The organism is Pseudomonas fluorescens, assembly GCF_902497745.1.
GTDB lineage: Bacteria > Pseudomonadota > Gammaproteobacteria > Pseudomonadales > Pseudomonadaceae > Aquipseudomonas > Aquipseudomonas fluorescens_BM.
Genome location: NZ_CABVHJ010000023.1, coordinates 63,568 through 82,446, shown reverse-complemented (window position 1 = coordinate 82,446; position 18,879 = coordinate 63,568). Strand labels below are relative to the sequence as shown.

Here is an 18,879-nt window from a genome sequence, read left to right as displayed (position 1 = left end):
ACCCCAACTTCTGGAGAGCGTTCCATGTCTGACCGCTATATCGACTTCGCCAACTCGTCCATCGGCCATCGTCTGGTCGGGGCGCTGGGTCTGCCGTCGCCGGTGCGACTGGAACGCTGGCAGGCCGGGCGCCTGCGGCCGGTGGAAGGTGCGTTGCTGATCGGCGGCGGGCCGCTGGCCGAGCGCATCAGTGCCTTCGCCAACCGTTTGACCGACGGCATTTACCGCTACGGCGAACAGCCGGCGACGGCCACCGAATGGATTCCCGGTCACGGGCCGAAACTCAAAGCCGTGGTGTTCGACGCCAGCGAATTGCTGCACACCGACCAGCTCAAACAGCTGCGCGAATTCTTCCAGCCGTTGATGAAGAATCTTGAGCACAGCGCCCATCTGGTGATTCTCGGTCGTGCCCCGGAAACCCTGAGTGATCCGTTTGCCGCCAGTGCGCAACGAGCGCTGGAAGGATTTTCCCGTTCGCTGGCCAAAGAACTGCGCAGCGGCGGCACGCTGCAATTGATCTACGTCGGCGACGGCGCGGAAGATCAACTGGAAGGTCCGCTGCGGTTTTTCCTTTCGCCGAAAAGTGCCTTCGTCTCCGGGCAAGTGATTCGTCTGACGGCTTGCGCGACGCCAGTGACTGACTGGACACGCCCGCTGGCCGGGCGCAAGGCGTTGGTCACCGGGGCTGCGCGTGGCATCGGCGCGTCTATTGCCGAAACGCTGGCCCGCGATGGCGCCGACGTGATCCTGCTCGATGTACCACCGGCCAAGACTGATCTGGAAGCCCTCGCCGCGCGCCTCGGCGGGCGCGCCATCACCCTCGATATCTGCGCCGAAGATGCCGCCACGCAACTGATCGAACAGTTGCCCGACGGCCTCGACATTCTGGTGCACAACGCCGGTATCACCCGTGACAAAACCCTGGCCAACATGACGCCGGAGTTCTGGGACGCGGTGCTGGCGGTCAACCTCAATGCCCCGCAAGTGTTGACCAAAGCCCTGCTCGACAGCGGCACCTTGCACGACAACGCGCGGGTGATTCTGCTGGCCTCGATCAGCGGTATTGCCGGCAATCGCGGGCAAACCAACTACGCCGCGAGCAAGGCCGGTTTGATCGGGCTGGCGCAAGCCTGGGCTCCGACGTTGCTGGAACGTGGCATCAGCATCAACGCCGTCGCGCCCGGTTTTATCGAAACGCAGATGACCGCACACATTCCGTTCGGCCTGCGCGAGGCCGGGCGGCGCATGAGTTCGCTGGGCCAGGGCGGCTTGCCGCAGGACGTTGCCGAAGCGGTCGCGTGGCTGGCACAACCGGGCACCGGCGCGTTCACCGGGCAGGCGCTGCGGGTCTGCGGACAAAGTGTTCTGGGGGCATAGGCAATGAGCATCGAATGGCACACGCTGGATCGCGAACCGAGTCTGCCTGCGCTTTACGCAAGGGCGGCAACGCGACGGAAAATCACCGGCACGCAATTGCCCGACAGCGGCTTGCGCTGCGGGGTCGATGTCGATGGCAAGCGCCTGGCAGCCTATCGCAAGGTCTGCGGATTCGTCGATGACGGTCTGTTGCCACCGACGTATCCGCATATCCTCGCCTTTGCGTTGCAGATGCAACTGCTCACCGCCAAGGGGTTTCCGTTTCCGCTGCTGGGGCTGATTCATCTGAGCAACCGCATTCGCGTGTTGCGCCCGATGGGCGGAATCGGTCGGGCGCAAGTGAGCGTGCGCGTGACAAATCTGCAAGCGCATCCCAAAGGTGCAACGTTCGATCTGCTGACCACGCTGGATGATCAGCTCGGGCCGTTGTGGGAAGCCGAAAGCCAGATGCTCTGTCGCGGCGTGAAGCTTGAGGGCGAAGCTGTCGAACAAGACTGGGAACCCTCGCAATCGCTGGTGGAGGTGGCGCGCTGGAAAGCCCCGGCCGATATCGGGCGGCAATACGCCAAAGTCTCCGGAGACTACAACCCGATTCACTTGAGTGCGGCGAGTGCCAAGCTGTTTGGTTTTCCGACAGCAATCGCCCATGGTCTGTGGAACAAGGCGCGAACGCTCGCGGCGCTGAGCGATCATCTGCCCAAGGCCAACCTCGAGATCGCCGTGCACTTTCGCAAACCGGTGCGCCTGCCCAGTGAGGTGACCTTATTGGCGAGTGCGGCGGGATCCAGTGGTGAATTGCGGCTGATCGGTGCACAAGACCTGGAACACATGGTCGGGCAGTGGCAGCCCATTGCCTGAGCACGCGGGACACCGTTAATTGTGTGTATATAACTTAAGTTTTCGCCGTCCTTCCCCCTTCCGTTGAAAAAACCCGGGCCTTGATTATCAAGGCCTTTTTTTGTGCGGCTATATCGTGGGTATTAGTTATTAGGCGCTGAACTTCACCCTCTATATAAAGGCGTTAATACCAACTTGAGAATGGTGTGAAACCTGCCCCGGGACGAGATTGAGCACAACGGGCGAAGGCATCTCCGGCGACAGACCGGCGAGCCATCGAAGACAACGTACGTTGTGACAGGTGCAAGGAATCTCCATCATGAAAACTCAAAACGTGTGGTGCAAATCAGCAATCGTTATCGCAATGATGCTCTCTCTTGGCCTCGCCGGTTGCAGCAGCGGTGGTGGCGGTCACAAGAGCAGTTCCGGCAGTTCGGCGGCGGACGGCACTGCAGGGACTGGCGGCACATCGGGTACTGACGGCACGGGTGGCACGGGTGGCACCGGTGATACTGCCGGCACTGGTGGCACTGGCGGAACCGGTGGCACGGGCGGTACTGGCGGAACCGGTGGTACCGATCCGACCAACCCAACCAACCCGACTAATCCAACCGATCCGACTGATCCAACCAACCCGACCAATCCAACCACTACACCGCTGGTGACCACCACGCTGGTGCAGGATGTCGGTACAACCGTCGCTGGCGTCGGCGATGGCGTTGGCCAGATCGGCGATTCCCTGAGCACCGTTCCGGTTGTCGGTGGCGTGGTGCAGAGTGCGGCCAACACCGCAGGCAATGTTGTCAGCACCTTGGGTGATGGCGTCGCCAATGGCGTTGGCAAACTGGCCACCGATCCCAACGGTCTGACCACCACCGTTGCTTCGGTTGGCGGTGTAGTGACGGATGTCGGCAACGGCGTCTCCGACCTCAGTGGCAAACTGGCAACCGCCACCAGCAGCGTGCCGGTAGTAGGCGGTGTGGTCACCAAAGTCGCGCCGCTGCTCGATGGCGTCGGTGAAAAAGTCACCATGCTCGGCAATACCCTCGACACCACGCTGACCAGCGGCCCGACCAGCCAACTGACGAACAAAATCGGTGGCAGTCTGGTGCCGGTGATTGCGATGGTCGAAAGCACCACGGACAAACTCGGCACTGCCACCGGGCTTGGCGATCCGCTCAAAGGCGTGGTTGCGAAAGTAGGCGGAGCCGTCGACGGCCTGGGTGGCAAGGTCACCGATGCCGGTAACGGCAACGCCTTGACCAACACACTCGGCGGTGCGTTGAGCAACGCTGGCACAGCGGTCGGCAAGGCCGGCGGTCTGGTGTCCAACGGTACAGGTTCAGGCACCGGCGGTGGCGTCGGTGGCGTCGGTGGCGGCCTCGGTGGGACTGGCCTGCTGCAAACCGTCGGTGGTGCGGTGGTCAATGTCGGCTCAGGTCTGGCGGCGGGCAACGGCACGCTGGCCGCGCCTGGCAACGTCCTCGCCGCAGCCGGCAACACGGTGGCTTCGCTCAACACCGTACTCGGCGGCTCGGGTTCACCGATCACCGCGCCGACCTCGCCATTGGCCACGGCTGGCGGTGCCTTGGGCAACGCTCTGAATCCAGTCACCAGCGCGGTCACCAACCTGACCCAGCAAGTCGGCGGCGCCACCGGTCTCGGCTCGCCTGTCGCAGGCCTCACCGGTCAGGTCGGCGGTGCCGTGAGCAACATTGGTGGCGCGATTGCCGCCACCAACAACCCGGTCACCACTGCAGTCGGTGGTCTGGTCACTAACGTCGGCGGTACCGTTGCCGCTGTCGGCGGACTGGTCACCGGCGGTGCCAGCGGGGGCACCACCAGTGGTGCAGGCGGCGGGCTGGGCGGTATCGTCGGCGGTCTGACCGGCGCCCTGGGAGGCAACAAACGCTAAATTGCACCTGGCCGATTCGACGGCCTCACCTACAGCGCCTACGCTTGGTTGAGGGCGGAAGATTCCCACGAGTCTTCCGCCTTTTTTCTTAGGAGAAATCAGCCCTGCGCTGTGATCTGACCATGGAGTGTCCTATGCGTGTAATGGCATCCCTGCTGTTCCTCAGTCTCAGTTCCGCTGCCCTCGCCGACACCCTGCCCAGTTTTCTCAACAGCAACGAAACCATCCGCAACCTGCCCGTGCCGAACCTGCCAGCCGACGCCTATCGCCCGAGCGCCACGCCCGTGCAAGTGCCAGACGCCGGTGCAGCCGCCGCGCAACCGCTCTTGATGGACAGCAAAATCAATCTGCAAACCGTGCAGATCGAAGGCGGCACCCTGTACCCGCTCAACGAACTCGCTGAAATCTATAAGCCCCTGATCGGCCGGCAAGCCACGCTCGCCGACCTGATCGAAGCCACGCGCAGCATCACCCGACGTTATCAACAGGACGGCTATCTGCTGTCCTACGCGTTCCTGCCACAGCAAAATTTCAATGACGGCGTCGCGCGCGTGGTGCTGGTGGAAGGCTACGTGCGCGATATCCAGATCCAGGGCGATGTCGGTCGGGTCAAAGCCCTGCTCGACAAACTGGCGGCGAAAATCCAGGCCGAACGGCCACTGACCCGCAAGACCTTCGAGCGCTACACCACGCTGATGACGCGCATCCCCGGCGTGACGATTCAGGCCCAGGTGCCGCCACCGGGCACCACCGATGGCGCGACCACGCTGATCGCCCAGGCCAGCCGCAAACCGTTCACCAGCACCCTGAGCACCACCGAAGACAACCGCAACGGCACCCAGGCCTTGCTCGGTGTCAGCAGCAACTCGCAAACCTCGATGGGCGAGCAACTGAGCCTCAGCGGTTTATTCCCGCCGGGTGACGATCACGAACATTACTACCGCCTCGACTACAGCCAGTTTCTCAATGACGAGGGCGCACAACTGGCCTTGTCCGCTTCACGCTACCGAGCGGACCCCGGCACCAATGTCGTGCTCGACAATGGCCTGCAACTCAAACCGCACCGCGAAAACGATCGCTACTCGATCGGCCTCACGTTGCCGCTGATTGCCGCTTCCAACGAACTGCTGACAGCCGGCTCAAGGCTCTACGCAGTCAACGACAAAACCCGCTACAACGTAATCGGCTACCCGCTGAGCGTCGAAGAGCGCACCGACATCCGCGCCCTCGCGTTCGAGAGTGACTGGCGCAAGGCTGATGCCCGACAACTGCGGATCCTCAGCGGCGGTGTGTACCAAGGCGTGGACAGCATGGGCGCGAAAACCAACAACGACGCCATCGACCTCGACTTCTTCCGCCTGCGCCTGTCCGGCGTACAGAGCGACAAGTTCCTCGACAACTGGCAAGGCGTGCTGTCGGCCGCACTTTACTGGAGCGACGACAGCCTGCCCGACAGCGAGCGCGCGGTGTTCGGCGGACAGAATTTCGGTCGCGGTTATCCCGACGATCAAGCGTCCGGCGACAAGGGCTGGGGCGTAGCTTACGAGGTCAACTACAGTTTCAACCGCGACGGCAACTGGGTGCGCATCCTGCAACCGTATGTCGTGCTCGATCGCTCGCGCAGCTGGTTCAACGAATTGCCGGTGCGGGCCAACAATCTGTCATCGGCGGCGATCGGCCTGCGGTTTGGCGATGCCAAGTACTACAACATTGCGCTGGAGGCAGCGAAGGCGATGTCGGATGAAGCACTCGATACGTTCAATCGCAGGCCTCGGTACAGCATCAGTTTCAGTTATCAGCTGTAGGGCCAAGATTGCACGCAAGCCCTGAGTCAAAACAACTGTGGGAGCGAGCCTGCTCGCGAAAGCGCTGGGTCAGCCAACCGTTCTGTTGACTGACACACCGTCTTCGCGAGCAGGCTCGCTCCCACAGGTTTTACGTGATGCGGATCAGAACGCGTAACGCACCTTCGCGGTAAAGCCGTCGGAATCAAACCCGCTGGCCGTTACGTAGTTGTACGAGCCACCGACACTCCACGCGCCCATCCGATAATTGGCGCCCAGACCCAGTTCGTAACTGTCGCGCACCGGCGTGGTGCCACGGCTGGTGAACGAATCGCCGCCCAGTACAAACGAAGACGTCGTGCCGACCTTGTCGCCGATGAAGTCGTGCCAGGCCATGAGTTTCGCTTCCGGTTCAAGACTGCCGGTGCCCACTGCAAACGCTGCAGCGAGGCGCGCGCCCACACCCATTTCACCGACTTCATAACGCTGACTGCCGACATTCAGCGAGGCCGAACTGCCCTTCTCGCGATATGAATCCATGCCGACGTTGGCGTAACGCGCACCGACCTGCGGCTCCAGCACCACACCCGGGGTCAGGCGCAGGGTATAACCGGCCAAGGCACTGACGCCGAATACATCGCTGTCGTAATCGCCTTTGGCGCGGGTGCCGGCGATGTAGCGTTTGGACTCGTTGTCATTCCAGCCGTACATCAGCGAAGCGTCCACGAACCAGTTGTCGTGCATCCAATTGCCGTAAGCGGTCAGCGCATGACCGGTCACTTTGGTTTTGCTGCCGAGATCGGATTTCACATCGCTGTCGAGGTAGCTGTAAGCCAGACCGATCGATGTGTCGGCGTTCAACTGGCCGTCGGCGCCTACGGCAATCCCGTGGCTGTCGGCATCATAACCAGCGACACCGCGACGGGCATCCTGATCGGCATCGCTGTTTAGGGCTTGCAGCCAGACGCCTTTTTCCAGGCTGCCGGTGGCCGTACGTGCGCGATTGGCGCGGTCGTTGATCACGCCCGAGACCAGCATCTGGCTGTTGGTGGCGGCGTGCAGCACGCCACGGCTGACGTCCGGGCTGAGTGTCTCGGCCAGCCGCGCCAGTTGCGTGTCGGTGCTGGCGTTGGCAAACGCCTGGAACACCGGATCCTGTTCACCAAGACGTGACATCAGCGAGGCCGACAGTCCGACCAGCGCAGAAGCAGCATTTCGGGTGCCACCCGCATCGAGGGTGTTTTGCGTCAACACATCTTGCGACTTGGTGCTGACCAGCGCCTTGACGTCGTTGCCTTCCACGCCGAAGCTTTTGACTTCCAGCAACGCCGAAGACGACTCGACCGTAAGGTTTTCGCCGCCGATCAGATTGCCCGAACGGATCAACGTGTAACGGTTGCCACCAGCGGCGGTGCGAAAATCGCTGGAGCGTGCCTGCAATTGCACATGGCCGCCCGGCGCGATCTCGGTAGTGCCGGTGACGGTCAGAATCGCCCGGTTGATGTCGGTGTCATTGCCGACCGACATCGCAATCACCGAGTCCGCTTCTTCCATGTCCAGATCGCCGACGATCGTGGTATGTGCCCGCGCCAGGGTCAGCGTGCCTTCTTGTACCGTGACGTAACCGGACTTGATCGTCGCGCCATCGAAGTTGACCTCGCCATCGATGGACACCCCGGAAAGGCCCAGCAAGTCGCCTTTGACATCGCCGTTATTCCAGTAAAAGTAACTCAGGCCATCGTCCACTTGAATGGCCGCCGTACCGCCCTCGATCATGCCGTATGACTGAACAATGTTGAGCGGACCTTGTCCTGCGGGCTGGTTGTACACATGAATGCCGATGCTCTCCCCGTATACGTTGCCGTAGTTGTAGAGACCGTATTGGCTCGCATTCGATGCAGACACAAGCTGCACCCCGTTCAACACCAAAGCTTCGGCGCCACTGCCGGTGGCCCTGAGCGTCGACCGGCTCACGACGGCGGCGGACAGTGCGGTGTTTTCCAGATAAAGGCCACGGGCGTTGGTGCCGCTGACGACGATGGGGCCGGAGTTGATCACACCGCGGCCAAACGAAGTGTCGACCAGCGCAACCCCGGTGGCGTTATTGCCGCTCACCGTGATTGGACCTGAGTTCATGAAGGTGCCACGAACCGGAGTGCCCTTCAGCGCGATACCCGTCGATTCACCGCTGGCAGCCAGGCCATTGACCGTGACCGAACCCTCGTTGCTGAAGTTGTAGCCGAGCTGCGCCCACGACACGCCCGCCGCCGGCGCTATATCGATCCCGACACCGTGGGTGGCGCCATCGATGGTGATCCTGGCCTTGTTGACGATTTCGCTATTGACCGACAAACCGGTGAACCGCGCCGCGCTGGTCATCGCCGACGAAGAGCTTTCCACAACATTCGCCGTGCCCACGAGATTCAGAAAATCGTACGTCTGCTTGACGCTGACCAACGGCCCCGTGCCCAGATCGTAATTGAGCGTGACAGCGCCGACACCCGAAGCCTGAACAACGGCAGCCGCCACAGAAAGCGCCAGCAAAGAGCGGCGCAGACAAGAAGTATTCAAACGAGATTCCCTTCCAAAACATGAAAGACAGTTTCAGCAGGGTTCACATCTTCATTCAGGCATCCCTACCGGCCCGCCAGGTGTCCTGGCTCGGGCGCGGGGAATGTACATGAGCCATCACTTTGACACCATCAAAAGGTCAAAGGAATGACGTCAAATATTCAAAGAAACCGACCAACTGTCATTCCGCAATCGCGAGCAGGCTCACTCCCACAGAAAAACAAACGCAAGAACAGCGCAAATCGCACATCCATTCTGCTCCTCACCACTCAACAGGATGAGCGTTAGCTCGGCTGCAGCTTTTGATCTTGATCCACGGGCGACATCGGAAGGCTGAGCGGAGGGATTGATCCGGGCGTGGGAGCGCAGCGACCGTTTGGCGCAGCCAAACACAGCGAGAGGAGGTGCAGCGAAGCAAACCGTAGACGCTGCGCCCGGATCGATCCCGCAGCGAAGGAACCCCGAGCTTTAGCGAGCGGGCCGCACGTAGGAGCAAGCCTTTTTGGGTACTTTTTCGGCGTCTGGAAAAAGTGCCTCGCCGTAAGGGCGAAACCGCCAGCCGCAACACCCGAAGCAACGGATATTCACCAAAACCACCCAACGCACGGTCGGCCCAAAGGCCGCCGAGTTCAACCTCAGCCAACCTGAACCTTAGGCTTGGGAAACAGATTATCCAAAGTCTCCAACAACCTGACGTGATAAATCGGCTTGCGGAACAGATCCAGCACCTGCAACCGCAACATATCGCTGACATCCTCCATATCCGCATGCCCCGACGTCACAATCACCGGCAAATGCTGCCGAGAAGTATGCTCACGCAAGCGCTTGATCAACGACATCCCGGACTCCTCCGGCATACGCAAATCAGTAATCACCAAAGCAATATCCGGATACCGCGTCAGATGATGCAACGCCAGCTTCACCGACGTCGCCGTATGACAAGTAAACCCCTCACCCTCCAGCAACTCTGCCAGCTCCAGCAACGCGTCCTCTTCATCGTCAACCAGAAGCAACTGTTGGCGCGGCAGCGAGGAAGCAGTCATGGGCAATCCCTGAAAACTGAAAGTGAACCCGAGTGTAGCGCGGCATCAACCAGGCAGCAGTTTCATTCAACTCAGGACGGCGGTGCGGGGGCCGTCACGGCAGTGCCGCCCAGTGCCACCAGCAAATTGTTGAACATCACCAATACCCGGGCGCCGACGGGGGTGACGAACACAATGACCACCACCGCCACCATCGCCACGACAATCGCATACTCGATTGCCGACGCGGCTTCAGTGCTGGCAAAGAAGCCGCGGACACGCACTTTCAAATAATCAAAGAGCATCGCCATTCTCCTCGCCAGTCAGGGCCTGGTTACCGCTGTGCCACCCAGCCCGGTCAGAATATTGTTGAAGTAAGCCAACACCCGGTTACCCAACGGCGTGACGAAAGCCACCACGACCACGGCAACCATCGCCACCACGATCGCATATTCGATCGCCGACGCGGCTTCTTCGTTTTTGACCAGCAAACGGACTCTGGCCATCAAATAATCGAGGATCATCCGACACATACGACTACTCCTTTGCGCCTGTGGCGCCCATGTCACGCTGCTGCGGCAAAAGCCACCGTGCCATTTGAGCATTGTCAACAAAGCCCCACCCAACAACTGTAAGAACGGATTAATCACAAAGGATTAATCCGATCGCGAAGTTGCCGATTGCTGCTGTTAATTGGCCAAGACTCATACTTTAGTGGGTTATTTTCCTGTCACTAATGGCGTTTCGGCTTGGATCAGCTAGCGTGGAAATAGCGAAATAGTTGCATGTTCATAGCTGCCGGATTGGGAACTTCTCTCGTAAGCAAGTGCGGTGGGTAGTGCAGCAGGAAAGGGAGAGCCGTCATGAACAGTCGCGTCACCATGGGCCTTGCAGCCATTCTTATGCTTGCAGCGATCTTCGTCGGTTACTGGGGGCTGGTGCTCAGTCGTCAACCGGCACCCGTCGCCGAAGCCCCCGTTGCCCCAGCCGTCACCGTTGAAAAAACTGTCGCGATCGCCGAAGACCAGACTCGCCAACCGGTGGTGGTATTGCTCCACGATGTACCGCCCTTCACCGCGCTGACGGCGGCCGATGTCGCGGTGGAAAAACTGCGCAGTGCACCGGCCGGCAGCTTGAGCAATGTCGATCAGGCCATCGGCCGCACACCCTGGCGGCACCTCAGCGCCGGCACTTGGCTGAACGATGAAAGCTTCACCGCCGGCGGCTCACTGGCACGCATGATTCACAGCGATGAACGCGCCCTCACCGTGGCCGTCGACGAAGTGATCGGCGCGGCCGGGCAACTGATTCCCGGCGATTACGTCGATGTGCTGCTGTATCTGCGCCAGGACACCAGCAATCTGGAACAGTCGGCGCAGATCGTCGTCCCGGCCATGCGTGTGCTCGGGGTTGGCGATCAATATGGACTGACCAACGACGGCCAACCTGCTTCGCCGGCCCTGAGCGCCGATGAAAAACTCAAACAGGATCAACGCCGCATCGCCGCGCGCACCGTGGTGCTGGCGGTGCCGGAACAACTGCTCAGCCGACTGATGCTGGCAACGCAAGTCGGCACCTTGCGTCTGGCCGTACGCAGCAGCGAAGAACAACGCCTGGCCAAATACTGGGCCGGCGAAGCTCAGGCGCCGGCCCATCTGAACACTGCCAACAGCCAACTCTTCCAGTTCACCCAACTGGCCTTGGGCACCGGACCAAAAACGCCTGCCGGTGGCGGTTCCGGCGCGGCCCCGAGGCCGGCCGTGGAAATTATTCGCGGCAATCAGATCACTCAACAAAATCCATGACTGCGCAAGGATCCAAGGGCATGCAGAGTCGTTTCAGGCCGACATTCAAACCGATGCTGCGCGCCCTTTTATTGATGGGCCTGTCGATGGACGCCGCGTTGGCGGCAGTCGGCAATTGCTCGGCGCTGGGGCGCATGCCGCCGGTGATCGAAATCGGCGAAGGCTTTCAACAGGACGTGCAGTCGCCGGTAGCGATCACCCGCCTGGCGATCGGCGATCCGAAAATCGCTGACGTACACGCCAACGGTAGTTCGTCCTTTCTGCTCACCGGTGTGGCGCCCGGCGCCACCAGCCTGATGGTCTGGACGTCGTGCTCGAGCGAGCCACGCCAGAGCATGGTGTTCGTGCAGGGCGCCGCCACTGCCGCCATGACCGGCACCCTACCCTCGGATGACCCGAACCTGCCGTCCCAGGTGCAGACCGATATCCGCTTCGTCGAAGTCAGCCGCACCAAACTCAAGGAAGCCACCGCCTCACTGATCGGCACGCGCGGCAACTTTCTGTTTGGTTCGCCCGGCACCCTGCCACCGATTGATGGCGTGCCGCAGCCACGTCTGCCAGTGGACAACTCACTGTTCAACTTCTCGTGGGTCGGCGGCAAGACCATGGCGATCATCAATGCCTTGGAAACCAGCGGCTTCGCCTACACCCTCGCGCGGCCGAGTCTGGTCGCGTTAAACGGCCAGAGCGCAAGCTTTCTGGCCGGCGGTGAAATTCCGATTCCGGTGCCCAGTTCCGGCAGCGACAGCGTGTCGATTGAATACAAGGAATTCGGCATTCGCCTGACCCTGACGCCGACCATCATCGGCCGCGATCGCATCGCCTTGAAGGTCGCCCCGGAAGTCAGCGAACTCGACTTCAGCAATGCCGTGCAGATCGCCGGCACCACCGTGCCCGCTCTGACCATTCGCCGCACCGACACCAGCGTGTCGCTGGGCGATGGCGAGAGCTTCGTCATCAGCGGCTTGATCAGCACCACCAACAGCTCGCAGGTGAACAAGTTTCCCGGCCTCGGCGATATCCCGGTGCTGGGTGCGTTTTTCAAGGGCTCGCAGATCAAACGCGAAGAACGTGAACTGCTGATGATTGTCACCCCGCATCTAGTCCAGCCATTGGCCGCCGATGCGCAACTGCCGTCGCTACCGGGCGAAAAACTGCGTAATTACGATCCGAATTTCTACCGCATGTTCTTCCTTGAAAACGGCAACTTCGACAAGCGTAGCGGGTTATCGCAATGAGCCAGAGCCTGAGCCAGACCTTTCTCGCCATCACCCGCAACAGCACCGATCTGGAGTGGCTGCAGGGCGCGCTCGCGCCGCTCGGTCAAGTGGTCAGCGCCGGTGGCGGAAGCCTCGATGAACTGCTGGCGCTGGTGGACGTGACCTTTGCCAGCCTGGTCTTCGTCGGCCTTGATCGTGAGCACGTGGTCGCTCAAAGCGCGCTGATCGAAGGCGCGCTGGAGGCCAAACCGATGCTGGCGATCGTCGCCCTCGGCGACGGCATGGACAATCAGTTGGTGCTCAACGCCATGCGCGCCGGCGCCCGGGATTTTGTCGCCTACGGTTCACGCTCCAGTGAAGTCGCCGGACTGGTACGGCGCTTGAGCAAACGCCTGCCACCCGTTGCACCGAACACGCAACTGGGCGGGCTCACGGTCATGTATGGCGTGCAGAGCAGTTCCGACGGCGCACTGTTGGCCAACCACATGGCGATGGTGGTGCAAAAGAGCGGCCAGCAAACCTTGCTGCTCGATCTCGGTTTGCCGCGCGGTGACAGCCTCGCCCTGCTCGGGCTGGAGAGTTCTTTTCACTTCGGCGATGCCTTGCGCCACTTGCGCAGGCTCGACGCCACGCTGATCGACAGCGCCTTCACCAGCGCCGAAGCCGGCCTGCGGATTCTCGCCTACGCCAGCAACGATGAACCGCTGGAAAACACCAGCGCCGCCGAGCTGTACATGTTGCTCAGCGCCTTGCGCCAGCACTTCCAGCACATCGTCGTGAACCTCACCGGACAGACCGACAGCGAAGCCTTGCGCACCTTTGTCAGCCACTGCGACAAGTTGCTCTGGTACACCGACCAGAACGTGCTCAACTGCCGACGCAACCTCGCCGTACTCAATCTGTGGCGGGAAAAAGGCATGAAGCTCGACCACGGACGCCTGCTGATCGACCGCTATTTGAGCAACGTCGCGCCCAATTCGGAAACCCTCGGCAAGACCTTCAATCTGGAAGTAATCGCCACGCTGGCCCTCACCCCCGAAGTGCGCCTGAACGCGAAAAACCAGGGTGTCAGCCTGTTCGAACTGGCCCCGCGGGAAAAACTCACCCAGAGCCTGCGCGCCCTCGGCGAACGTTTGGCCAAACGCTCCGAAGGCCTGGCCAAACCGAAAGTGACCTGGTTCGACCGCTTGCGAGGTACCTCATGAGCGCAGAAAAACTCTTCGGCGCGGCACCCCGCAGTGGCGTCGGCAATAGCGATCACGAAGGCCTGAAACTGGTCCTGCATCGCTACATCATCGACGCCCTCGAAGAGTCCGGGAAAAACCTGCTGGAAGGTTCACGCCAACAACTCGCACAGTTCGTCACCGACAAAGTCGCCGAGTACATCGCGCGTTTGCACCTGGCGATTTCCCGCTACGAAATGGAGCGTTTGGCCGAAGAGATCGTCGACGAGCTCACCGGTTTCGGTCCACTGGAAGTGTTGCTGCGCGATCAGTCGGTGACCGAGATTCTGGTCAACGGCCCGCACCGGGTGTTCATCGAACGCGACGGTGTGCTGCACCAGAGTGACCTGCGGTTTATCGACGCGCATCACGTCGAACGTGTGATGCAGCGCATCCTCGCACCGCTCGGCCGGCGCCTCGACGAGTCTTCGCCGATGGTTGACGCGCGCCTGCCGGATGGCAGCCGGGTCAATGCGATCATTCCGCCGATTGCCCTCGACGGCCCATGCCTGTCGATCCGTAAATTTCGCAAGGACATGCTCAAGAGCACCGACCTGATGGCGATGCAAACCATCGACCTGTCGATCTTCGAGTTTTTCCAGGATGCGGTCGGCAAGCGCTGCAACATCCTGATCAGCGGCGGCACCGGCACCGGCAAAACCACGCTGCTGAATATTCTCAGCCAGTTGATCAACCCGCACGAGCGTCTGGTGACCATCGAAGATGTCGCCGAATTGCAGCTCGGTCACCCGCACGTGGTGCGCCTGGAAACCCGTCCGCCGAATGCCGAAGGCCACGGTGAAGTGAAAGCCAGCGACCTGATTCGCAACGCCCTGCGGATGCGCCCCGACCGGATCATCCTCGGCGAGATTCGCGGCGTCGAAGTGGTCGACGTACTCACGGCGATGAACACCGGCCACGACGGCTCGATGAGCACCGTGCACGCCAACAACGCCCAGGATGCGTTGTTGCGCCTGGAAACACTGGTCGGCCTGACCGGCCGCGCCATCGCCGAACGCACCCTGCGCCAGATGATCTGCGCCGCCCTCGACGTGATCATCCAGTTGACGCGCATGCCTGACGGGCGCCGCTGCGTCAGTGAAGTGGTGGAAGTGGTCGGTATTCGCGAAGACGTCTACGTCACCAACACCCTGTTCCGCCTCGACCGCCGCAGCGGTTTCGGCTTCCTGCGCGAAGCCGTCAATCCGGCCGGCGACAAGCTACGCCACGAGACGCATCTGGGCTGACGGCAAGGAGCACCGAGCATGCTGGGACCGATCATTCTCATCGTTATCTGCCTGACGCTGCTGGGGCTGTCGATCCGTCTGTTCCTGCAAGGCCTGCGCAAGACCGCAACGGAAAAAGTCCTCAATCGACTGGCCGCCGGGCAACCCCAACTGACGCCTGAAAAACCGGTGTGGGTTGGCTTGGAACGGATGTTTCTGCGCGCCGGACTGGGCCGCCCGACCGAGCGTTTCGGCCTGTGGCTGAGTCTGTGGGCGCTGGCGATGGCGCTGGGTTATTTTCTCGCCGACTGGGTCGGCCTGTTGCTGATGATCTTCGTGCCGCCACTGGCACTGCGACTGTACATCGCCGTGCTCTACCAGCGCCGGGTCAAACGCATGATCGAGCAACTGCCGCAGTTGCTCGATCACACCGTACGCAGCCTGAAGTCCGGGCGTACCCTAAGCGATGCAGTCATGGGCGGCATCGAAGCCAGTGAAGATCCGCTGAAAAAAGCCATGGGCCGGGTCCAGCGCAACGTGCAACTGGGCGTGAACTTGCCGGACGCCGTCAGCGACTTTGCCGAACTGTACGAACAGGACGAACTGCGCATGTTCGCCCTCGGCCTCAAGGTCAATCATCGCTATGGCGGCAACGCCAGCGAGCTGCTGGAAAACCTGATCAAACTGATCCGCGAACGCGACCAGGGCGCACGGCAACTGCGTGCGCTCACCGGCGAAACGCGGATGACCGCGTGGGTGCTCGGCTCGTTGCCGTTGCTGCTGGTGAGTTACTTCATGCTGACCAATCCCGGCTACATGCTCGGGATGTGGAACGACGCGAGCGGCCAGCACATGCTGATCAGCGCTGCCGTGTTGCAAGTGTTCGGCAGCCTGGCGCTGTGGCGCATGTTACGGAGCGTCTGACATGGTCTGGCTCGCGGCTCTGATGTTGCTGCTCGGTTCCCTGCTGCTGGTGGTCAATCACTTGCTGACCGAACGGCGTCGAGTGCGTCAGGTCAATCAGCGTTTGCAAGGGCATCTGGTGCGCGAGAACCGCTTCGGCAGCTGGCTGCGCGCACTGGGCAGCAGCAAGTTTGGCCAACGCTCGGTGAGCATCGACAGCGAAACCCAGACCCTGCTCAACCGCATCGGCTGGCGCCGCGCCAACGAACGAGCGCTGTTCGCGGCCTGCCAGATCGGCACGCCGTTGCTAACGTTGGGTTTGGCAATTTTTCTGCAAGAGGTGTTTTTTCCCCAGGCTGACAACCGCTGGATCGTGCCGATGCTCGCTACCGGCGGTGGTTATCTGCTGCCCAAACGCTTGCTGGCCTACGCGGCGGCACGTCGGCAGAAAACCATCGCCGTGGAGGTGTCGACGTTCATTCCGCTGCTGCGCATCCTCTTCGAATCCGGCATGGCCGTCGAACAGGCCCTGCGTGTGCTCAGCATTGAGGCGCAAAAGCTGCTGCCGGAACTGACCAGCGAACTGCGCCTGATCCTGACCCGTGTCGACAGCGGCCTGGAACTCGGCCAGGAGTTGAACAAAGCCGCGGTGATGCTCGCCGTCGACGAATTCACTGACACCTGCGTGATCCTCCAGCAACTGATTCAACAGGGCGGCGGCGCGATGAAATCGCTGCTGGCGCTCAAGCAACTGCTGGATGACCGGCGCCTGACGCGCTTGCAGGAATACATCTCGAAAATGTCCGCGAAGATGTCGGTGGTGATGATGCTGTTTCTGTTTCCGGCACTGCTGATAGTCCTCGCCGGCCCGGGTTTCACCGCGATAGCCCGGGCGTTCGCAAACTGACCTTGCTCATGGAGAGCGTTTGATGAAAATACTGATAGTCATGGCAAGTCTGTTGCTGCTCGGCGGTTGCGCCACCGACGGCCAGGCACCGTGGACGGCGCTGTTGGCACCGAGCAGTTGCAGCAAAATGACCCAGGAGCAGGAACTGGCCCTGAACCTCGCGGACGACCTGGCCAACGACGGCAAACTGCACGCCAGCCTCGCCAACCTGCAAAGCCTGCCGGACAACATCAGCGAAGTGCGCCTGCGCAAAGCCAAGGTCTACCGCCTGCTCGGCCGCAGCGAAGCCGAGCCGTTGTACCGCGGCCTGCTCGGCGGCTGCCTGACCGCCGAAGCCGAACACGGCCTCGGCCAACTCTACGCCGCCCGCGGCGACAACGGCCAGGCCCAGGCCCACCTGCAACGCGCCGCCCGCCTGGCCCCCACCGACGAAAAAATCCGCAACGATCTCGGCGTGGTCTACCTCAACCAGCTACGCCTCAACGACGCCCGTTTCGAGTTTCTCACCGCCATCGAACTCAAGCAGAACAACCAACTGGCGACCCTGAACATGGTCACCCTGTTGCTGTACCAGAACGACTGGCCACAAGCCGCCGAAATCGTCAGCCGCGCCAAACTGACCCCGGAACAATTCACCGAAGCCCAGCAACGCGCAGAAAAACTCAAAGCCCCGGTCAAGGCCAAACCCGCCAGCAGCAATCAAATGGCCGCCGTCGCTGACCCGTTGCCGTCATCGCTCAAATAAGGAGACAGCCATGAACCCCCTTAAAGGCCTGTGCTACCTGACCCTCCTCAGCCTGCCCCTCAGCGCTACCGCCATCGACGCCGGCCCCGCCTCGGCGCAACAACAGGAAACCGAAGGCTGGCTGGTCCTGCAAAGCCGCAACAAAGCCGCCTCGCCCAAGCCACAAACGGCGACCCCGACCGAACGGGATCTGGCGATGCAGCGCTGGTTGAAGAAGTACAAATATGAGATTCCGGATTTTTATGATCCGGATGCGGGTGGGAAGATCGAGACCAGGAATTAGTGAGGTGCTGACCTTGCGAGCGCTTTCGCGAGCAGGCTCGCTCCCACAGGTGGATTGCATTTCAAAATGTGGGAGCGAGCCTGCTCGCGAAGAACGATGACGCGGTATACCTGCCAAATCAGCGCTGCGGATCAACCCGATCCAATGCCCGGTTTACCGCCAGCTCGGCCAGCATGATGATCTGCTGAATCGCCAGCGCGGTATTGCGCTCGGGCCGGCCCAACTGATCGGCAAAGTTAGCCGCCAGCGTATTGGCTGAGGCCAGGGAATTCGCAGGCGTGGGCGAGCAGGCTTTCGGTATCGATTTTCGGATGGATGAGAAACATCGTGCTGGGCTGGCGTGGTTTTGCGGGTTCGGGGCAGAGGTAGAAATCGAGAGCACGTTTGATGGCTTCGCGGTTTTTTTCGAGGTTGTCGGCGCGGATGGCTTCTTCGAGCGGGGTGGTGGATTCGGTGGGTGGGTCGGGGATCAGTTTGTCCATTGAAACAACTCCAAAGTCTCTGCCACCACCCACTGCCATTCTCACGGGGCAAAAGGTGGCAGCTGTATGCAGGGTGAGAATACCGGTTATGGACACCCGGCCAGACCGAAGTCTGCCCGCACACAGCCGCCATGACACATTGCAGACAGCAGACAAGCTGGCGGCGATTATGCGTGCACAACGACTGGATGACCATAAATTGCCGGGTTCTCACACCCGATCGCTGAGTGTTCAGCGACAGCCAGAGACTAGAGAGCGCACGTCCGACGGACAACCTGAAAACAGTGTGGGAAGGTTCCTGTTATCTGGCGCAAATTTAAACAGCCAAACGCCAACCCTCACCCTAGCCCTCCCGAAACGTCGGACCGCCCGTAGGGAGAGGGGACTGACCGAGTTGTCTGGGAGAGCTACGCCGACATGAAATTCCGAATCGAACTCAGACATCTGAAACAGATCAAAAGCCCCTCACCCTAGCCCTCTCCCAGAGGGAGAGGGGACTGACCGAGTTGCCTGGAAGAGTTACGCCGACGTGAAATACCGAGTCGAATTCAGACTCTGAAACAGATCAAAAGCCCCTCA

General features: G+C 61.1%; 16 protein-coding genes and 1 pseudogene. 12 read left to right on the top strand and 5 right to left on the bottom strand.

The window, feature by feature from the left end:
* The first annotated feature begins 24 nt into the window (after positions 1 to 24).
* The 4 genes from F8N44_RS26890 to F8N44_RS26875 all read left to right on the top strand — a co-directional run bounded on the left by F8N44_RS26890 (position 25) and on the right by F8N44_RS26875 (position 5,934).
* Entirely contained in the window at positions 25 to 1,377 is a 1,353-nt protein-coding gene (locus tag F8N44_RS26890; RefSeq protein ID WP_150652439.1) for a 3-oxoacyl-ACP reductase, read from the top strand.
* 3 nt (positions 1,378 to 1,380) lie between these two features.
* Positions 1,381 to 2,235, top strand: coding sequence for a MaoC family dehydratase (locus tag F8N44_RS26885; protein WP_150652438.1), 855 nt, complete (start codon positions 1,381 to 1,383; stop codon positions 2,233 to 2,235).
* A 298-nt stretch (positions 2,236 to 2,533) separates the two neighbouring features.
* The gene (locus tag F8N44_RS26880; RefSeq protein ID WP_150652437.1) at positions 2,534 to 4,129 is read left to right on the top strand and encodes a collagen-like triple helix repeat-containing protein; all 1,596 of its coding nucleotides are present in this window, start codon (positions 2,534 to 2,536) and stop codon (positions 4,127 to 4,129) included.
* A 134-nt stretch (positions 4,130 to 4,263) separates the two neighbouring features.
* Positions 4,264 to 5,934, top strand: coding sequence for a ShlB/FhaC/HecB family hemolysin secretion/activation protein (locus tag F8N44_RS26875; protein WP_150652436.1), 1,671 nt, complete (start codon positions 4,264 to 4,266; stop codon positions 5,932 to 5,934).
* A 144-nt stretch (positions 5,935 to 6,078) separates the two neighbouring features.
* On the opposite strand, the gene F8N44_RS26870 is transcribed toward F8N44_RS26875, so the two are convergent.
* The 4 genes from F8N44_RS26870 to F8N44_RS26855 form a co-directional block, all read right to left on the bottom strand.
* Positions 6,079 to 8,484, bottom strand: a complete 2,406-nt coding sequence (locus tag F8N44_RS26870) for an autotransporter outer membrane beta-barrel domain-containing protein (protein WP_150652435.1) — start codon at positions 8,482 to 8,484, stop codon at positions 6,079 to 6,081.
* Between the two features lie 635 nt (positions 8,485 to 9,119).
* The gene (locus F8N44_RS26865) at positions 9,120 to 9,527 is read right to left on the bottom strand and encodes a response regulator (RefSeq protein ID WP_127925706.1); all 408 of its coding nucleotides are present in this window, start codon (positions 9,525 to 9,527) and stop codon (positions 9,120 to 9,122) included.
* A gap of 71 nt (positions 9,528 to 9,598) precedes the next feature.
* Positions 9,599 to 9,811: a Flp family type IVb pilin gene (locus F8N44_RS26860; RefSeq protein WP_007914651.1), complete on the bottom strand. Its 213-nt coding sequence runs from the start codon at positions 9,809 to 9,811 to the stop codon at positions 9,599 to 9,601.
* 18 nt (positions 9,812 to 9,829) lie between these two features.
* Positions 9,830 to 10,039, bottom strand: coding sequence for a Flp family type IVb pilin (locus F8N44_RS26855; RefSeq protein WP_007914649.1), 210 nt, complete (start codon positions 10,037 to 10,039; stop codon positions 9,830 to 9,832).
* A gap of 330 nt (positions 10,040 to 10,369) precedes the next feature.
* On the opposite strand from F8N44_RS26855, the gene cpaB reads away from it, so the two are divergent.
* The 8 genes from cpaB to F8N44_RS26815 are packed head-to-tail and all read left to right on the top strand — an operon-like array spanning position 10,370 to position 17,818.
* Positions 10,370 to 11,311, top strand: a complete 942-nt coding sequence (cpaB, locus tag F8N44_RS26850; RefSeq protein WP_150652434.1) for a Flp pilus assembly protein CpaB — start codon at positions 10,370 to 10,372, stop codon at positions 11,309 to 11,311.
* Positions 11,312 to 11,331: 20 nt separating this feature from the next.
* The gene (locus tag F8N44_RS26845; protein WP_150652433.1) at positions 11,332 to 12,549 is read left to right on the top strand and encodes a type II and III secretion system protein family protein; all 1,218 of its coding nucleotides are present in this window, start codon (positions 11,332 to 11,334) and stop codon (positions 12,547 to 12,549) included.
* Entirely contained in the window at positions 12,546 to 13,736 is a 1,191-nt protein-coding gene (locus F8N44_RS26840; protein ID WP_127925701.1) for an AAA family ATPase, read from the top strand. The genes F8N44_RS26845 and F8N44_RS26840 overlap by 4 nt, the downstream gene beginning before the upstream one ends.
* Positions 13,733 to 15,001, top strand: coding sequence for a CpaF family protein (locus F8N44_RS26835; protein WP_150652432.1), 1,269 nt, complete (start codon positions 13,733 to 13,735; stop codon positions 14,999 to 15,001). Before F8N44_RS26840 ends, F8N44_RS26835 begins: the two co-directional genes overlap by 4 nt.
* Positions 15,002 to 15,019: 18 nt before the next feature.
* Positions 15,020 to 15,904, top strand: coding sequence for a type II secretion system F family protein (locus F8N44_RS26830; RefSeq protein ID WP_150652431.1), 885 nt, complete (start codon positions 15,020 to 15,022; stop codon positions 15,902 to 15,904).
* Between the two features lies 1 nt (position 15,905).
* A complete protein-coding gene (locus F8N44_RS26825) occupies positions 15,906 to 16,790 on the top strand; it encodes a type II secretion system F family protein (protein ID WP_150652430.1) in 885 nt (294 codons plus the stop codon).
* A gap of 22 nt (positions 16,791 to 16,812) precedes the next feature.
* Positions 16,813 to 17,535 carry a tetratricopeptide repeat protein gene (locus F8N44_RS26820; RefSeq protein ID WP_150652429.1) on the top strand — a complete coding sequence of 241 codons (723 nt, stop codon included), beginning with the start codon at positions 16,813 to 16,815 and terminating at the stop codon, positions 17,533 to 17,535.
* 10 nt (positions 17,536 to 17,545) lie between these two features.
* Positions 17,546 to 17,818, top strand: a complete 273-nt coding sequence (locus tag F8N44_RS26815; RefSeq protein WP_150652428.1) for a DUF3613 domain-containing protein — start codon at positions 17,546 to 17,548, stop codon at positions 17,816 to 17,818.
* A gap of 118 nt (positions 17,819 to 17,936) precedes the next feature.
* On the opposite strand, the pseudogene F8N44_RS26810 reads toward F8N44_RS26815, so the two are convergent.
* Positions 17,937 to 18,300, bottom strand: a pseudogene (locus F8N44_RS26810) (DUF6124 family protein).
* Between the last annotated feature and the right edge of the window lie 579 nt (positions 18,301 to 18,879).

What these genes read in the sequence shown, in the direction of transcription:
- F8N44_RS26830 (WP_150652431.1), top strand. Translation starts at nt 15,020, where the DNA reads ATGCTGGGACCGATCATTCTCATCGTTATCTGCCTGACGCTGCTGGGG.
- F8N44_RS26875 (WP_150652436.1), top strand. Translation starts at nt 4,264, where the DNA reads ATGCGTGTAATGGCATCCCTGCTGTTCCTCAGTCTCAGTTCCGCTGCC.
- cpaB (WP_150652434.1), top strand. Translation starts at nt 10,370, where the DNA reads ATGAACAGTCGCGTCACCATGGGCCTTGCAGCCATTCTTATGCTTGCA.
- F8N44_RS26855 (WP_007914649.1), bottom strand. Translation starts at nt 10,039, where the DNA reads ATGTGTCGGATGATCCTCGATTATTTGATGGCCAGAGTCCGTTTGCTG.
- F8N44_RS26815 (WP_150652428.1), top strand. Translation starts at nt 17,546, where the DNA reads ATGAACCCCCTTAAAGGCCTGTGCTACCTGACCCTCCTCAGCCTGCCC.
- F8N44_RS26880 (WP_150652437.1), top strand. Translation starts at nt 2,534, where the DNA reads ATGAAAACTCAAAACGTGTGGTGCAAATCAGCAATCGTTATCGCAATG.
- F8N44_RS26835 (WP_150652432.1), top strand. Translation starts at nt 13,733, where the DNA reads ATGAGCGCAGAAAAACTCTTCGGCGCGGCACCCCGCAGTGGCGTCGGC.
- F8N44_RS26890 (WP_150652439.1), top strand. Translation starts at nt 25, where the DNA reads ATGTCTGACCGCTATATCGACTTCGCCAACTCGTCCATCGGCCATCGT.
- F8N44_RS26860 (WP_007914651.1), bottom strand. Translation starts at nt 9,811, where the DNA reads ATGCTCTTTGATTATTTGAAAGTGCGTGTCCGCGGCTTCTTTGCCAGC.
- F8N44_RS26885 (WP_150652438.1), top strand. Translation starts at nt 1,381, where the DNA reads ATGAGCATCGAATGGCACACGCTGGATCGCGAACCGAGTCTGCCTGCG.
- F8N44_RS26865 (WP_127925706.1), bottom strand. Translation starts at nt 9,527, where the DNA reads ATGACTGCTTCCTCGCTGCCGCGCCAACAGTTGCTTCTGGTTGACGAT.
- F8N44_RS26840 (WP_127925701.1), top strand. Translation starts at nt 12,546, where the DNA reads ATGAGCCAGAGCCTGAGCCAGACCTTTCTCGCCATCACCCGCAACAGC.
- F8N44_RS26825 (WP_150652430.1), top strand. Translation starts at nt 15,906, where the DNA reads ATGGTCTGGCTCGCGGCTCTGATGTTGCTGCTCGGTTCCCTGCTGCTG.
- F8N44_RS26845 (WP_150652433.1), top strand. Translation starts at nt 11,332, where the DNA reads ATGCAGAGTCGTTTCAGGCCGACATTCAAACCGATGCTGCGCGCCCTT.
- F8N44_RS26820 (WP_150652429.1), top strand. Translation starts at nt 16,813, where the DNA reads ATGAAAATACTGATAGTCATGGCAAGTCTGTTGCTGCTCGGCGGTTGC.